The sequence below is a fragment of the Kitasatospora sp. NPDC058048 genome, assembly GCF_042885555.1.
In the GTDB taxonomy this organism is placed as follows: Bacteria; Actinomycetota; Actinomycetes; order Streptomycetales; family Streptomycetaceae; genus Kitasatospora; species Kitasatospora lactacystinica.
The window spans coordinates 16,058-30,925 of the sequence record NZ_JBHVRT010000032.1 but is presented as its reverse complement, the minus strand read 5'-3'; the positions used below and the strand labels follow the sequence as shown (position 1 = coordinate 30,925).

Here is a 14,868-nt window from a genome sequence, read left to right as displayed (position 1 = left end):
CCCCGGCGGTTCGATCCTCCCGGCACCGGGGTGGTGCCGGGAGGCCGTCCGGGTGGCAGCATCGAAAGCGACGGCGAACGGAGGAGCAAGCGATGTCGAGCTCGGGCCAGCACACCCGTTTCGCGCCCGACCGCGGCCTGACCGGCCGCATGGTCGCGACGATGTTCGTGATCGGGTTGCTGTACGTCGGTTTCACCGGCCTGCTGATCGCGCTGCTGCGCGGCGCCTGGCCACTGATCGTCCTGATCTCCGGCGGGCTGTTCGTGGCCCAGTTCTGGTTCAGCGACAAGATCACCGAACGGGCGATGGGCGCCCGCCAGGTGTCCCCGGAACAGTTCCCCCAACTCCACGGCACCGTCGACCGGCTCTGCGCCCTGGCCGACATGCCCAAACCGCGGGTGGCGGTCGCCGACAACGACATGCCGAACGCCTTCGCCACCGGCCGCAACCCGCAGAACGCGGTGATCTGCGTGACCACCGGGCTGCTGCGCCGGCTGGAACCGGAGGAGCTGGAGGGAGTCCTCGCGCACGAGCTGTCGCACGTCGCCCACCGGGACGTCGCGGTGATGACGATCGCCGGGTTCCTCGGCGTCCTCGCCGGGGCGATGACCCGGATCGCCGTGTACGGCGGGTTCATGGGCGGCGGGCGCAACAACAACGACCAGAACGCCGCCATCCTGGCGCTGATCATCCCGCTGGTGTCGATCGTCGTCTACGCGATCAGCTTCCTGCTCACCCGGCTGCTCTCCCGCTACCGCGAACTGGCCGCCGACCGGGCCGCCGCCCAGCTCACCGGCCGGCCCAGCGCCCTGGCCTCGGCGCTCACCAAGGTGACCGGGCAGATCGCGGCCATCCCCAGCAAGGACCTGCGCCAGGCGCAGCCGTACAACGCCTTCTACTTCGCCCCCGCGCTGAGCGCCCGGGAGGCCGCCACGCAGCTGTTCTCCACCCACCCCAGCCTGGAGAAGCGGCTGGAGCAGCTGGCGAGGATCTCCGAGCAGCTCGGCCACTGAACCCGCCGAGCCCCTGACGCGAAAGGACCGCCGTGGGAATCCTGGACACCCTGTTCGGCCGCACCAAGCCCGTCAAGCCCGACCTCGACCAGCTGTTCGGCGTGCCGTCCGCCGCGCTCACCCTGGAGGCCGGGGCCGGGTTCACCCCCACCGGGCTCGGCTCGGTCTGCTTCGCGGCTGTCGAGGGCGCGGCCTTCGTCCAGGTCGAGCAGCAGGTCCGGGCCCTGCTGGACGCCGACACCGAGCGCGGCGGCGTCCCGGTGGAGGCCTCCAAGGACGACTACGGCTACTCCTGGCTGCTCGCCCGGCACCGGCCCGAGGAGCTGCCGGAGCTGGTCAACGACCTGCACGCGGTCAACAGCGAGCTGGAGGCGAACGGCTTCGGGCCGCAGCTGCTCTGCTCGCTGGTCGCCTTCCGCGATCCGCAGGGGCGGTCGCTGGCCCTGGTCTACCTCTACAAGCGCGGCACGTTCTACCCCTTCGCCCCGATGCCCGGCGGCGGGGAGAAGCGCAACAGCCCACTGGAACTGCAGGTCAACGCGATGCTGGGGAACGACCTGCGGCTGGAGAAGGACCTGAGCCGCTGGTTCCCGGTCTGGGGCGCGCCGGGCCTCTGACACACCGTCCGCCGTCCCTATGATCACCCGTATGCGCAGCCGCCAGTACGGACCCGACCTGACCCCGCCGTGGAAGAAGCCGCAGCCCGCCCCGGAGGTGCCCGCCGAGCGGGACCTGGTGGTCGAGGAGGCGGCGACCGGCTTCTGCGGGGCGGTGGTGCGCTGCGAGAAGACCGCCGAGGGGTTCACCGTCACCCTGGAGGACCGGTTCGGCAAGCACCGGGTGTTCCCGCTGGTGCCGCGCGGCTTCCTGCTGGAGGGCCGGGCCGTCACCCTGGTCCGCCCGGCCGGCCCGGCTCCCGCCCGGACGCCGGGCCGCACCGCCTCCGGCTCCGTCGCCGTCCCGAACGCCCGCGCCCGGGTCGCCCGCGAGTCCCGGATCTACGTCGAGGGCCGGCACGACGCCGAGCTGGTCGAGCGGGTCTGGGGCGACGACCTGCGGATCGAGGGCGTCGTCGTCGAGTACCTGCGCGGCATCGACGACCTGCCCGCGATCGTCGCCGACTTCGCCCCCGGCCCCGGCCGCCGCCTCGGCGTCCTGGTCGACCACCTGCTGCCGGGGACGAAGGAGCACCGCATCGCCGCCCGGGTCACCGGCGACTCGGTGCTGGTCGTCGGCCACCCCTACATCGACATCTGGCAGGCCGTGAAGCCCTCCAGCGTGGGCATCCCCGGCTGGCCCGCCGTCCCGCGGGGCGAGGACTGGAAGGAGGGCACCTGCCGCCGCCTCGGCTGGCCGGTGGACACCCCGGCGGCCTGGAAGCACATCCTGTCGAAGGTGAACAGCTACAAGGACCTGGAGCCCGAACTGCTGGGCCGGGTGGAGGAGTTGATCGACTTCACGGCCCTGCCGGGTCAGGAGTAGGTACGGAACTCCGCGGTGTCCAGCGTGATGTCGAGCAGATCCAGCGGAATCGACTCGCCGAACTTCGCGGTCCGCTCGACCGCGTAGTCCGGCAGCCCGGAGGCCGCCGCTCGACTCGGCTCGGTGAGCAGGACACAGACACCCTTGATCGGGTCGACGATCAGATATGCGGGAATCTGGCCCTCTGCATAGAGCTCCCGCTTGGTCCGGTAGTCGCGAAGCACGCTGGTCTTCGAAACCACCTCGACCGCCAGGGTGACCGCAAGCGCGGGCAACAGCCGACCGCTCTCCTCCGCAGCCCCCCGCTCAAACACGACCAGGTCCGGCTGCGGCTCACTGGCCTCGCGGGGAAAGGCCACATCCTGCGTGGTCAGTGCGTTCCACCGGGTGTACGGCGTCTGGTGCTGGATGGCCCGGATGATGAGGTTGTGGACCATGTCCGGCCCGGCCATCATCACGATTTCCCCCCTGATGAGCTCGGCTTTGAAGCCTTCGGGGACCTCCAGATTCTCGAAGATCCCCGTCACCCGGTCATCGATGGCGGTCATTGCGCGCTCCCTACGACGGCTGACACCACGTTAACGACACTCAGTCCACCAAGTCACGCACAACCGCGTCCGCCAGGAGGCGCCCCTGGAGGGTGAGCGCGGCGCGGCCCTGCTCGTAGGGACCGGCGGCGAGGAGGCCGTCGGCGAGGTGCCGGTCCGCCGCCCTGCGGCCGGTGTCGGTGAGCAGGTCGAGGGGGATGCCGTCGACCAGGCGCAGCTCCAGGAGGATCCGCTCGACGCGGCGGTCCTCCTCGGCCAGCACCTCGCGGGCCAGCGCCGGGGTGCGCTGCTCGGCGAGGGCCTGCGCGTAGGCGGCGGGGTGCTTGGCGTTCCACCAGCGGACGCCGCCGACGTGGCTGTGGGCACCGGGGCCCGCGCCCCACCAGTCGGCGCCGGTCCAGTACAGCTCGTTGTGGCGGCAGCGGCCCTCGGGGGCGGTGGCCCAGTTGGAGACCTCGTACCAGGAGTAGCCGGCGGCGGCGAGCGCCTCCTCAGCGATCAGGTAGCGGTCGGCGTGCACGTCGTCGTCGATCATCGGCAGTTCGCCGCGCTTGACCCGGGCGGCGAGCCGGGTGCCCTCCTCGACGATCAGCGAGTACGCGGAGACGTGGTCGGGCCCGGCGCCGATGGCGGCGTCCAGGGAGGCCCGCCAGTCGTCGTCGGACTCGCCGGGGGTGCCGTAGATGAGGTCGAGGTTGACGTGCTCGAAGCCGGCCGCGCGGGCCTCGGCCACGCAGGCCTCGGGGCGGCCCGGGGTGTGGTGGCGGTCGAGCAGCTTCAGGACGTGCGGGCGGGCGCTCTGCATGCCGAAGGAGAGCCGGTTGTAGCCGCCCTCGCGCAGTTCGGCCAGGTACGCCGGGTCGACCGACTCCGGGTTGGCCTCGGTGGTGACCTCGGCGTCCTCGGCGAGCCCGAACTCCTCGCGGATCGCGGCGAGCATCTTCACCAGGTCGCGGGCGGGCAGCAGGGTCGGGGTGCCGCCGCCGAGGAAGACGGTCCGCACCGGGAGGTCCGTGTCCCCCAGCACCTTCCGGGCGAGGCGGATCTCGGCGACCACGTTGTCCGCGTACGTGTCCTGCGAGGCGACCGCCCCGGAGGAGCGCAGCTCGGTGGCGGTGTAGGTGTTGAAGTCGCAGTAGCCGCAGCGGCTGGCGCAGTACGGCACGTGCAGGTAGAAGCCGAACGGCCGGTCGCCCAGCCCGTCGAGGGCGTGCGCGGGCAGGGAACCGTCGGACGGCACCGGATCGCCGTCGGGGAGTGCGGAGGGCATGAGCCCATTGTCCCGTACGGCGCACCCGTTCGGGTGAGCCGTACGGGGCGGGGCGGCTCAGGCCTCGTTGGCGCCCGCGTACATGGCCGCCACGGCGTCCGCGTAGGTCCGCTCGACCACCGGGCGCTTGATCTTCAGGCTCGGGGTGAGCTCGCCGTGCTCGATGTCCAGGTCGCGCGGCAGCAGGTGGAACTTCTTGATCGTCTGCCAGCGCTGGAGGTCGGCGTTGACCCGCTTGACGAAGCCCTCGATCAGCTGGTGCACGGCCGGCTCGGCGGCCAGTTCGGCGTAGCTCCTGCCGGCCAGGCCGCGCTCGGCGGCCCACGGCAGGAGGACCGCCTCGTCCAGGCCGATCAGCGCGGTGCAGAAGTTGCGGCCGTTGCCGATCACCAGGATGTTGCTGACGAACGGGCAGACCGCCTTGAACTTGCCCTCGACCTCGCTGGGCGCCACGTACTTGCCGCCGGAGGTCTTGAACAGGTCCTTCTTGCGGTCGGTGATCCGCAGGAAGCCGTCCGGGGTGAGCTCGCCGATGTCCTCGGTGTGGAACCAGCCGTCCGACTCCAGCACCTCGGCGGTCTTCTCCGGCAGGTTGTGGTAGCCGCGCATGACGCCCGGGCCGCGCAGCAGGATCTCGCCGTCCTCGGCGATCCGCACCTCGGTGCCGGGCAGCGGGCGGCCCACCGTGCCGATCCGCACGTCCTCCGCGCGGTTGACGCAGGAGCCGGCGCTGGTCTCGCTCAGCCCGTAGCCCTCCAGGATCGGCACCCCGGCGCCGATGAAGAAGTAGCCGATCTCCGGGGCGAGCGCGGCACTGCCGGAGACCGCACCGCGCAGCCGGCCGCCGAAGGCCGCCCGGATCTTCGCGTACACCAGCTTGTCGGCGAGCGCGTGCTGCGCCCGCAGGCCCAGCGGGGCCGTCTCGGTGCCGGTGGCCACCCGGCTCTCCTGGACCGCCCGGGCGTGCTCGCGGGCGACCTTCGCCGCCCACAGGAAGATCTTGTACTTGGCGCCGCCCTCGGCCCGGGCCTTGCCCGCGATGCCGTTGTAGACCTTCTCGAAGATGCGCGGGGCCGAGGCCATGATGGTCGGCCGGATCACCGGCAGGTTGTGGATGATCCGGTCCACCCGGCCGTCCACCGCCATCACGTGCCCGGTGGCGATCTGCCCGGAGATCAGCGTCTTGCCGAACACGTGCGACAGCGGCAGCCACATGAACTGCACGTCGTCGGGGCCCAGCAGTCCGCTGGCCTCCTGCGCCCGGCCCTCGTACGCCCAGCAGTCGTGCACCAGGCGCACACCCTTGGGGCGGCCGGTGGTGCCGGAGGTGTAGATGAGGGTGGCCAGCTGCTCCTTGTCGAGCCCGTCGACGGCCTTCTCCACCGCGTCCGGGTGCTCCGCCAGGTACCGGGCGCCGCGCTCCTCCAGCTCCGCGAGGGTGAGCAGCTCCAGGCCGGCGCTCTCGGGGGCCTCGGCCGGCGCGTCGAAGAGGATCACGGTGCGCAGCTCGGGCAGCTGGTCGAGCTGCTCGACGGCCTTGGCCAGCTGGGCCGCGTTCTCGGCGAACAGCGCCCGGGAGCCGGAGTCGGAGAGGATGAACGCCGTCTCGTCCGCGTTGGTGCTCGGGTAGACCGTGGTGATCGCGGCGCCCGCGCACATGGCGCCGAGGTCGGCGACGATCCATTCGAGCCGGGTCGAGGAGGCCAGGGCCACCCGGTCCTCGGGGTGGATGCCGAGTGCCATCAGGCCGGCGGCCACGGCCTTGACCCGGGTCGCGGTCTGCGCCCAGGTGAGCGAGCGCCACTGCTCGGCGCCGGGCGCGCCGTCGGCGGCCTGCTCGTCCACGGGCGAGGGGTAGCGGTAGGCCTCGGCGTTCGGGGTCAGGGCGACCCGCTCCAGGAACAGGTGGGCGACGGAGGCCGGACGCCCGGCGACGAGGTCGGACCTGCCGGAGCCGATCAGGGACTGCGCGGAACTCAACGAGGACCTCCGGGGGCGGGTGGCCGTCTGGATTGTCGCGGCGTCCGTGGGGGCGGTCGCCGGGCCCCGGTTCACCTGAACGGTACCGGTCAGTAACAAAGGGGCAATCAGCAGCCTAGGGGGAAACCGGTCATTCCGTAAGAGGGCAGCGCCCGACGGCACGCCCCCGCGCCACCGGTGCCGGACCCGTCCGTTCGGCAAAGGCCCGGCAAACCTCCGGCTCCCGCACGCCGAATGACCTGTACGACGCTACAGAACACGGAGAATTGGGGTGCGAACCCGACCGGCGACGACAAGAGTGTGCTAGTGCTGATCAGACTGCTGAGGGCGTACCTGCGCCCGTACTCCCGACCGATCACCCTGCTGGTACTGCTCCAGCTGGTGTCCACCCTCGCGGCGCTCTACCTGCCGACGCTCAACGCCGACATCATCGACGACGGCGTGGTCAAGGGCGACACCGGCTACATCCTGCGCGTCGGCGGGGTGATGATCGCCGTCACCGTCCTCCAGGCCCTGTGCTCGGTCGGCGCCGTCTTCATCGGCGCGCGCACCGCCATGGCCTTCGGCCGGGACGTCCGCGCCGCCGTCTTCGACCGGGTGCAGAGCTTCTCCGCCCGCGAGGTCGGCCAGTTCGGCGCCCCCTCCCTGATCACCCGGACCACCAACGACGTCCAGCAGGTCCAGATGCTCGCCCTGATGAGCTTCACGCTCATGGTCGCCGCGCCGATCATGTGCGTCGGCGGCATCATCATGGCGCTCAACCAGGACGTCCCGCTGTCCGGCCTGCTGCTCGCCGTCATCCCCGCGCTCGGCGTCGTCGTGGTCCTGCTGGTCCGCGCGCTGCGCCCCCGGTTCCGCAGCATGCAGGAGCGGATCGACACCGTGAACCGGGTCCTGCGCGAGCAGATCACCGGCATCCGGGTCATCCGCGCCTTCGTCAAGGACGACCAGGAGCAGGCCCGCTTCGCCGACGCCAACGAGGACCTCACCCAGGTCGCCCGCCAGGTCGGCCGGCTGATGTCCATCATGTTCCCCGCCGTCATGCTGGTGGTGAACGTCTCCAGCGTCGCCGTGCTCTGGTTCGGCGCCCACCGCATCGACAGCGGCGCCATGGAGATCGGCGCGCTCACCGCGTTCCTCTCCTACCTGATGCAGATCCTGATGAGCGTCATGATGGCCACCTTCATGTTCATGATGGTGCCGCGCGCCGAGGTCTGCGCCGAACGCATCGAGGAGGTCCTCGGCACCCGCAGCAGCGTCGTCCCGCCCACCGACCCCGTCCGGAAGGTGCTGCGCCGCGGCAACCTGGAACTGCGCGACGTCGACTTCCGCTACCCCGGCGCCGAGGCCTCGGTGCTGCGCGCCATCGACCTCACCGCCCGCCCCGGCGAGACCACCGCGATCATCGGCTCCACCGGCAGCGGCAAGTCCACCCTGCTCGGCCTCGTCCCCCGGCTCTTCGACGCCACCTCCGGCCAGGTCCTGCTCGACGGCGTCGATGTCCGCGAACTCGCCCCCGCCGCACTCGCCGAGAACGTCGGCATCGTCCCGCAGAAGCCCTACCTCTTCTCCGGCACCGTCGCCAGCAACCTCCGCTACGGCCGGCCCGACGCCACCGACGAGGAGCTCTGGCACGCCCTGGAGATCGCCCAGGCCAAGGAGTTCGTCGAGAAGCTCCCCGAAGGCCTCGACGCCCCCATCGCCCAGGGCGGCGGCAACGTCTCCGGCGGTCAGCGCCAACGCCTGGCCATCGCCCGGACCCTGGTCCGCCGGCCATCCGTCTACCTCTTCGACGACTCCTTCTCCGCGCTCGACTACGCCACCGACGCCAAGCTCCGCAAGGCCCTCGCCCGCGAAACCTCCGACGCCACCGTCCTGATCGTCGCCCAGCGCGTGTCCACCATCCGCGACGCCGACCGGATCGTCGTCCTCGACGAGGGCGCCGTCGTCGGCACCGGAACCCACCACGAGCTGATGGCCGACAACCCGACGTACCGGGAGATCGTGCTCTCCCAGCTCACCGAGCAGGAGGCGGCGTGACCACGCCCGGAAAGCCCGACCTGGACAAGGGGCAGGCCCCCGGCGGCGCCCCCACGGACACCCTGAAGAAGGACGCCCCGCCGAAGGACACCGGACTGCCCAGCGACTCCCAGGCCGCCGCCGCCCGCCGCGGCCCCGCCGGCCCCGGCCGCTTCATGGGCGGCCAGGGCACCGAGAAGTCCATGGACTTCAAGGGCTCCGGCAAGCGCGTCCTCGGCCTGCTGCGCCCCGAACGCAACACCCTGATCGGCGTCCTGATCCTCGGCGTCATCGGCATCGGCTGCGCCGTCATCGGCCCCAAGATCCTCGGCGACGCCACCGACCTGATCTTCGCCGGCGTCGTCGGCGCCCGCTTCCAGGCCGGCACCTCCAAGGAACAGGTCGTCGACGGGCTGCGCGCCCACGGCGAGGGCGGCGTCGCCGACCTGCTCTCCTCCGTCGACTTCACCCCCGGCCAGGGCATGGACTTCGGCGCCATCGGCACCGTCCTGCTCTGGGTGCTCGGCATCTACGTCGCCTCCGCCGTCTTCGGGATCTTCCAGGGCCGACTGGCCACCCGGGCCATCCAGGCCGCCGGCTACCGGCTGCGCCAGGACGTCGAGGCCAAGCTCTCCCGGCTGCCGCTCAGCTACTTCGACAAGCAGCCGCGCGGCGAGGTGCTCAGCCGGGTCACCAACGACATCGACAACATCGGCCAGTCCATGCAGCAGACCATCGGACAGGTCGTCAACTCGCTGCTCACCGTGGTCGGCGTGCTCGCGATGATGTTCTGGATCTCCCCGCTGCTCGCCGTGATCGCACTGGTCTCGGTGCCCGCCTCGGTGATCGTCGCCACCAAGGTCGGCAAGCGGGCCCAGCCGCAGTTCGTCCAGCAGTGGAAGTCCACCGGCCAGCTCAACGCCCACATCGAGGAGATGTACACCGGCCACACCCTGGTCAAGGTGTTCGGGCGCCAGCAGGAGTCCGCGGAGACCTTCCGCGAGCACAACGACGCGCTCTACCAGGCCAGCTACAAGGCCCAGTTCATCTCCGGCACCATCCAGCCCGCGATGATGCTGATCGGCAACCTCCAGTACGTGCTGGTCGCCGTCGTCGGCGGCCTGCGGGTGGCCAGCGGCTCGCTGTCCATCGGCGACGTCCAGGCGTTCATCCAGTACTCGCGGCAGTTCAGCCAGCCGCTCACCCAGGTCGCCAGCATGGCCAACCTGGTGCAGTCCGGCGTCGCCTCCGCCGAGCGCGTCTTCGAGCTGCTGGACGCCCCCGAGCAGAGCCCCGAACCGGCCATGCCCGAACGGCCCGACGTACTGCACGGCCGGGTCGCCTTCCAGGACGTGGCCTTCCGCTACGACCCCGAGAAGCCGCTCATCGAGGACCTCTCGCTCAAGGTCGAACCCGGGCAGACCGTCGCCATCGTCGGCCCCACCGGCGCCGGCAAGACCACCCTGGTCAACCTGCTGATGCGGTTCTACGAGGTCAGCTCCGGACGGATCACCCTCGACGGCGTGGACATCGCCGCGATGTCCCGCGAGGAACTGCGCTCCGGCATCGGCATGGTGCTCCAGGACACCTGGCTGTTCGGCGGCACCATCGCCGACAACATCGCCTACGGCGCCGAGTCGGCCACCCGCGAGCAGGTCGTCGAGGCCGCCAGGGCCGCCCACGTCGACCGCTTCGTGCGCACCCTGCCGGACGGCTACGACACCGTCATCGACGACGAGGGCACCAACGTCAGCACCGGCGAGAAGCAGCTGATCACCATCGCCCGGGCGTTCCTCGCCCAGCCGTCCATCCTGGTCCTGGACGAGGCGACCAGCTCCGTCGACACCCGCACCGAGGTGCTGATCCAGCGGGCCATGGCCCGGCTGCGCACCGGCCGCACCAGCTTCGTGATCGCCCACCGGCTCTCCACCATCCGGGACGCCGACGTGATCCTGGTGATGGAGAACGGCTCGATCGTCGAGCAGGGCTCGCACGACGAGTTGATCGCCGCCGACGGCGCCTACGCCCGGCTCTACCAGGCACAGTTCGCCGAGGCCGCGGTCGAGATGGACTGACGCCCGGCCGACCGGAGGGCCGGGGCGGGGACTTCCCGCCCCGGCCCTTCGCTTCGCGGACACCGCGCGCTACGTTGGGCCCGTGATCGACGACCAGGCCCCGGACCGCCCGGACACTCCTGCCGCCCCCGGCACCCCCGCCGCCTCCGGTACTCCCGGTACCCCCGCTGCCTCTGGTACTCCGCGGACGCCGGACGCCTTCGAGGCGAACCGCCGCTACCTGGGCTCGGTCGCCTACCGGCTGCTCGGCTCGTTCACCGACGCCGAGGACGTCCTCCAGGACGCCTGGCTGCGCTGGCGGGCCGCCGACCGCTCCGCCGTCGCCGACCCGCGCGCCTTCCTCACCACCGTCGTCACCCGGCTCTGCTACGACCAGCTGGGCTCCGCCCGGGCCCGCCGCGAGGCCTACTACGGCGAGTGGCTGCCCGAGCCCGCCGTCACCTACGCCACCGGCCCCGACTCCCCCGCCGAACTGGCCGAACGCGGCGAGTCCGTCTCGCTCGCCCTGCTGGCCGTACTGGAACAGCTCACCCCCGCCGAACGGGCCGCCTTCGTACTGCACGACGTCTTCGCCGTCGGCTTCGAGGAGATCGCCGCCTCCCTGGAACGCACCCCCGACGCCGCCCGCCAGCTCGCCTCCCGGGCCCGCCGCCGGGTCCGCGACGGCGGCCGCGCGCAGGACGCCGCCCGGCGCACCGGCGGAACCGACCGGGCCGAACACCGCCAGGCCGTCGAGGCCTTCGCCGCCGCCAGCACCCGCGGCGACATCCTCGCCCTGATGGAGGTCCTCGACCCCGACGTGGTCTGGCACTCCGACGGCGGCGGCATCGTCCGCGCCGGAGTCCGCCCGATCCACGGCGCCGACCGGGTGGCCCGGATGGTGGCCGGCCTGGTCGCCAAGTGGTTCACCCCCGACACCGCCACCACCACCGCGCTGGTCAACGGCGAACCCGGACTGGTCTGGTACGAGCGGGCCACCGGCACGGTCGGCGGCGTGCTCGCCTTCACCGTGACCGACGGGCGGATCGCCGAGGCCCACGTCGTGGTCAACCCCGAGAAGCTCGCCCGGGTCCCCGCCGTGGAGCTGTGACACGGGTCACCGTCACACCCCGGCCGGCTGCGTCGTCCCCTTCCCGAACAGCGCTCCACCGGAGCGCCCTCGCGAGGAGGCGGACGAAATGAGCAGCACCACCACCGGACAACGGATCGTCGTACTGGGCGCCGGGTACGCCGGGCTCACCGCGGCCAAGGGCGCCGGCCGGCACCACGACGTCACCCTGGTCGCCCCCGAGGAGCGGATCCTGCACCGCATCCGCCAGCACGAGACCGCGGCCGGCCGCGGCCGCGACTGGCCCACCGTCGGCGAACTCACCCGCGGCGGCCGGATCACCCACCGCCGGGCCCGGGCCGTCGGACTCGACCCGGCCGCGCGCGAGGTCCGGCTCGACGACGGCACCACCCTCGGGTACGACACCCTGGTCCACGCCCTCGGCAGCCGCACCGCCTGGCACGCCGTCCCCGGCGCCGAACAGCTCGCCTACCCGGCGGAGCGCGCCGCCGAGCTGCGCCGCCGGATCGACACGGCCGACCGGCCCGGCACCCTGGCCGTGGTCGGCGGCGGCGCCACCGGCATCGAGCTGGCCACCGAACTCGCCGAGGCCCACCCCTCCTGGCAGGTGCGGATCGTCGCGTCCGGCCTGGTCGGCGGCGTCTACTCGGCCAAGGGCCGGGCCCACGTCCGGCGCGTCCTCGCCCGGCTCGGCGCGACCGTCCACGAGCACACCACCGTCACCGAGGTCACCCCGGACGAGCTGCGCACCACCGCCGGCCCGATCGAAGCCGACCTCGTCGTCTGGGCCGCCTCGCTGGAGCCGCACCCGCTGGCCGCCGAGGCCGGACTGGCCGTGGACGAGCGCGGCCGGGCCGTGGTGGACGACCACCTGCGGTCGGTCTCCCACCCGGACGTCCATGTGATCGGCGACGCCGCCGCGGTCACCGTCCCCGGCATCGGCACCCTGCGGATGGGCTGCGCCACCGCCCTGCCGCAGGGCCAGTACCTCGGCAAGCTGCTGGACGGGCGCACCGAGGGGCCGTTCTCGTTCCGGTACCAGGTGCAGTGCGTGAGCCTCGGCCGGCGGGACGGGCTGCTCCAGGTGGTCCGCCCGGACGACTCGATGCGGCCCACCGTGTTCACCGGCACCGCGGGTCGGCTGGCGAAGGCGGCGATCGTCGCCGTGGTCCTCAACAGCCTGAAGTAGGCCCGCCGGAACGCCGGCCGGGGGCGGAGCGCTCCAGGCGGCTCCAGGCGGCTCCAGAAACGCCGGAAGGGCCCGGGCGGGTGCCCGGGCCCTTCCGGCGTGCGTCGCCGCCGTGCCGCTACTTCTTGTCCTTCGGCGTCTCGGCGTCGGTGGACAGCGCGGCGATGAAGGCCTCCTGCGGGACCTCCACGCTGCCGACCATCTTCATCCGCTTCTTGCCTTCCTTCTGCTTCTCCAGCAGCTTCCGCTTACGGGAGATGTCACCGCCGTAGCACTTGGCGAGGACGTCCTTGCGGATCGCGCGGACCGTCTCACGGGCGATCACCCGGGAGCCGATGGCCGCCTGGATCGGCACCTCGAACTGCTGGCGGGGGATGAGCTTCTGCAGCTTGCCGGCCATCATCACGCCGTAGCTGTAGGCCTTGTCCTTGTGCACGATCGCGGAGAACGCGTCCACCGGGTCGCCGTGCAGCAGGATGTCGACCTTCACCAGCTGGGCGGCCTGCTCGCCGATGGGCTCGTAGTCCAGCGAGGCGTAGCCGCGGGTCTTGGACTTCAGCTGGTCGAAGAAGTCGAAGACGATCTCCGCGAGCGGCAGGGTGTAGCGCAGCTCGACCCGGTCCTCGGAGAGGTAGTCCATGCCCTGGAGGTTGCCGCGGCGGGACTGGCAGAGCTCCATGATCGCGCCGACGAACTCGTTGGGCGCCAGGATGGTGCCGCGCACGACCGGCTCGAACACCTCGGAGATCTTGCCGGTCGGGAACTCGCTGGGGTTGGTGACGGTGTGCTCGGTGCCGTCCTCCATCACCACCCGGTAGACCACGTTCGGGGCGGTGGAGATCAGGTCGAGGTTGAACTCGCGCTCCAGGCGCTCCCGGATGATCTCCAGGTGCAGCAGGCCGAGGAAGCCGCAGCGGTAGCCGAAGCCGAGCGCGACCGAGGTCTCCGGCTCGTACACCAGCGCGGCGTCGTTGAGGCGCAGCTTGTCCAGGGCGTCGCGCAGCAGCGGGTAGTCCGATCCGTCCAGCGGGTACAGGCCGGAGAACACCATCGGGCGCGGGTCCTTGTAGCCGCCGAGCGGCTCGGTGGCGCCCTTGTGCATCGAGGTGATCGTGTCACCGACCTTGGACTGCCGGACGTCCTTCACACCGGTGATGATGTAGCCCACCTCGCCGACGCCGAGGCCGTCCGCGACCTTCGGCTCGGGCGAGATGACGCCGATCTCCAGCAGCTCGTGGGTGGCGCCGGTGGACATCATCGCGATGCGCTCGCGCTTGGTGAGCTGGCCGTCCACGACACGGACGTAGGTGACCACGCCGCGGTAGGAGTCGTACACCGAGTCGAAGATCATCGCGCGGGCCGGGGCGTCCTTGACGCCGACCGGGGCCGGGACGGTGTTGACGATGTGGTCCAGCAGGTCCTCGACGCCCAGGCCGGTCTTGGCGCTGACCTGGAGCACGTCGGACGGGTCGCAGCCGATGATGTGGGCGATCTCGGCGGCGTACTTCTCCGGCTGGGCGGCCGGGAGGTCGATCTTGTTGAGGACCGGGACGATCGTGAGGTCGTTCTCCAGCGCCAGGTACAGGTTGGCGAGGGTCTGCGCCTCGATGCCCTGGGCCGCGTCGACCACCAGGATGGTGCCCTCGCACGCGGCGAGGGAACGGGACACCTCGTACGTGAAGTCCACGTGGCCGGGGGTGTCGATCATGTTGAGGATGTGGGTCGCCCCGGCGTTCGGGCCGGTCTTCGGCGCCCACGGGAGGCGGACCGCCTGCGACTTGATGGTGATGCCGCGCTCACGCTCGATGTCCATGCGGTCGAGGTACTGGGCACGCATCTGCCGGGGGTCGACGACGCCGGTGATCTGCAGCATCCGGTCTGCGAGCGTCGACTTGCCGTGGTCGATGTGGGCGATGATGCAGAAGTTGCGGATCAGCGCCGGGTCGGTACGGCTGGGCTCTGGCACATTGCTGGGGGTCGCGGGCACCTTGGTCCGATTCTCCGTTGGTCCGGGGCCGGGGGTGTCCGGATCATCGCTGACCGGTTTCCCGGGGACCGGACAGTCTCGTCCGATCGAAATAGTTCCTCCCATCTTCCCACGACTGCGGCCCGGGGCACCGTCCGGGAGTCTCCCGGGCACCCGGGGCGCTCCCCGTGGGCGCCGGGGAAGCTCCTCGCGGGCGTCCGGGGCGGCGCTCGCGGGCGCCCGGGGGCGGTCCTCGC

11 protein-coding genes are annotated in these 14,868 nt (G+C 71.6%); 7 read left to right on the top strand and 4 right to left on the bottom strand.

The genetic code is table 11. The features are described 5' to 3' along the window. The first annotated feature begins 92 nt into the window (after window positions 1-92). The 3 genes from htpX to ACFVVA_RS29030 are packed head-to-tail and all read left to right on the top strand — an operon-like array spanning window position 93 to window position 2,495. Window positions 93-1,013 (top strand): zinc metalloprotease HtpX, encoded by a 921-nt coding sequence (htpX, locus tag ACFVVA_RS29040; protein ID WP_387693756.1) that lies wholly within the window; start codon window positions 93-95, stop codon window positions 1,011-1,013. A 32-nt stretch (window positions 1,014-1,045) separates the two neighbouring features. Beyond that, a complete protein-coding gene (locus ACFVVA_RS29035; protein ID WP_387693755.1) occupies window positions 1,046-1,630 on the top strand; it encodes a hypothetical protein in 585 nt (194 codons plus the stop codon). 31 nt (window positions 1,631-1,661) lie between these two features. Then, on the top strand, window positions 1,662-2,495 hold the full coding sequence (locus tag ACFVVA_RS29030) for a DUF3097 domain-containing protein (protein WP_387693754.1): 834 nt from the start codon (window positions 1,662-1,664) through the stop codon (window positions 2,493-2,495). Here ACFVVA_RS29030 and ACFVVA_RS29025 read toward each other — a convergent pair. The 3 genes from ACFVVA_RS29025 to ACFVVA_RS29015 are packed head-to-tail and all read right to left on the bottom strand — an operon-like array spanning window position 2,486 to window position 6,293. Further along, a complete protein-coding gene (locus ACFVVA_RS29025; protein WP_387693753.1) occupies window positions 2,486-3,043 on the bottom strand; it encodes a Uma2 family endonuclease in 558 nt (185 codons plus the stop codon). The genes ACFVVA_RS29030 and ACFVVA_RS29025 overlap by 10 nt on opposite strands. 40 nt (window positions 3,044-3,083) lie before the next feature. Further along, window positions 3,084-4,313 carry a radical SAM family heme chaperone HemW gene (gene hemW, locus ACFVVA_RS29020; RefSeq protein WP_387693752.1) on the bottom strand — a complete coding sequence of 410 codons (1,230 nt, stop codon included), beginning with the start codon at window positions 4,311-4,313 and terminating at the stop codon, window positions 3,084-3,086. A 57-nt stretch (window positions 4,314-4,370) separates the two neighbouring features. Further along, window positions 4,371-6,293 carry an AMP-dependent synthetase/ligase gene (locus ACFVVA_RS29015; RefSeq protein WP_387693751.1) on the bottom strand — a complete coding sequence of 641 codons (1,923 nt, stop codon included), beginning with the start codon at window positions 6,291-6,293 and terminating at the stop codon, window positions 4,371-4,373. A gap of 306 nt (window positions 6,294-6,599) precedes the next feature. On the opposite strand from ACFVVA_RS29015, the gene ACFVVA_RS29010 reads away from it, so the two are divergent. From ACFVVA_RS29010 to ACFVVA_RS28995, 4 genes are all read left to right on the top strand, one after another. Next, entirely contained in the window at window positions 6,600-8,333 is a 1,734-nt protein-coding gene (locus ACFVVA_RS29010; protein WP_387693750.1) for an ABC transporter ATP-binding protein, read from the top strand. Between the two features lie 155 nt (window positions 8,334-8,488). Continuing rightward, window positions 8,489-10,387 carry an ABC transporter ATP-binding protein gene (locus ACFVVA_RS29005; protein WP_387693813.1) on the top strand — a complete coding sequence of 633 codons (1,899 nt, stop codon included), beginning with the start codon at window positions 8,489-8,491 and terminating at the stop codon, window positions 10,385-10,387. Window positions 10,388-10,469: 82 nt separating this feature from the next. Continuing rightward, window positions 10,470-11,477, top strand: coding sequence for an RNA polymerase sigma factor SigJ (gene sigJ / locus ACFVVA_RS29000; RefSeq protein ID WP_387693749.1), 1,008 nt, complete (start codon window positions 10,470-10,472; stop codon window positions 11,475-11,477). A gap of 88 nt (window positions 11,478-11,565) precedes the next feature. Beyond that, complete coding sequence (locus ACFVVA_RS28995) at window positions 11,566-12,645, top strand: NAD(P)/FAD-dependent oxidoreductase (protein WP_387693748.1); 1,080 nt, start codon at window positions 11,566-11,568, stop codon at window positions 12,643-12,645. A 118-nt stretch (window positions 12,646-12,763) separates the two neighbouring features. On the opposite strand, the gene lepA is transcribed toward ACFVVA_RS28995, so the two are convergent. Continuing rightward, window positions 12,764-14,632 carry a translation elongation factor 4 gene (lepA, locus tag ACFVVA_RS28990; RefSeq protein WP_359903081.1) on the bottom strand — a complete coding sequence of 623 codons (1,869 nt, stop codon included), beginning with the start codon at window positions 14,630-14,632 and terminating at the stop codon, window positions 12,764-12,766. Window positions 14,633-14,868 lie beyond the last annotated feature (236 nt).

What these genes read in the sequence shown, in the direction of transcription:
- ACFVVA_RS28995 (WP_387693748.1), top strand. Translation starts at nt 11,566, where the DNA reads ATGAGCAGCACCACCACCGGACAACGGATCGTCGTACTGGGCGCCGGG.
- ACFVVA_RS29030 (WP_387693754.1), top strand. Translation starts at nt 1,662, where the DNA reads ATGCGCAGCCGCCAGTACGGACCCGACCTGACCCCGCCGTGGAAGAAG.
- htpX (WP_387693756.1), top strand. Translation starts at nt 93, where the DNA reads ATGTCGAGCTCGGGCCAGCACACCCGTTTCGCGCCCGACCGCGGCCTG.
- ACFVVA_RS29025 (WP_387693753.1), bottom strand. Translation starts at nt 3,043, where the DNA reads ATGACCGCCATCGATGACCGGGTGACGGGGATCTTCGAGAATCTGGAG.
- hemW (WP_387693752.1), bottom strand. Translation starts at nt 4,313, where the DNA reads ATGCCCTCCGCACTCCCCGACGGCGATCCGGTGCCGTCCGACGGTTCC.
- ACFVVA_RS29005 (WP_387693813.1), top strand. Translation starts at nt 8,489, where the DNA reads ATGGGCGGCCAGGGCACCGAGAAGTCCATGGACTTCAAGGGCTCCGGC.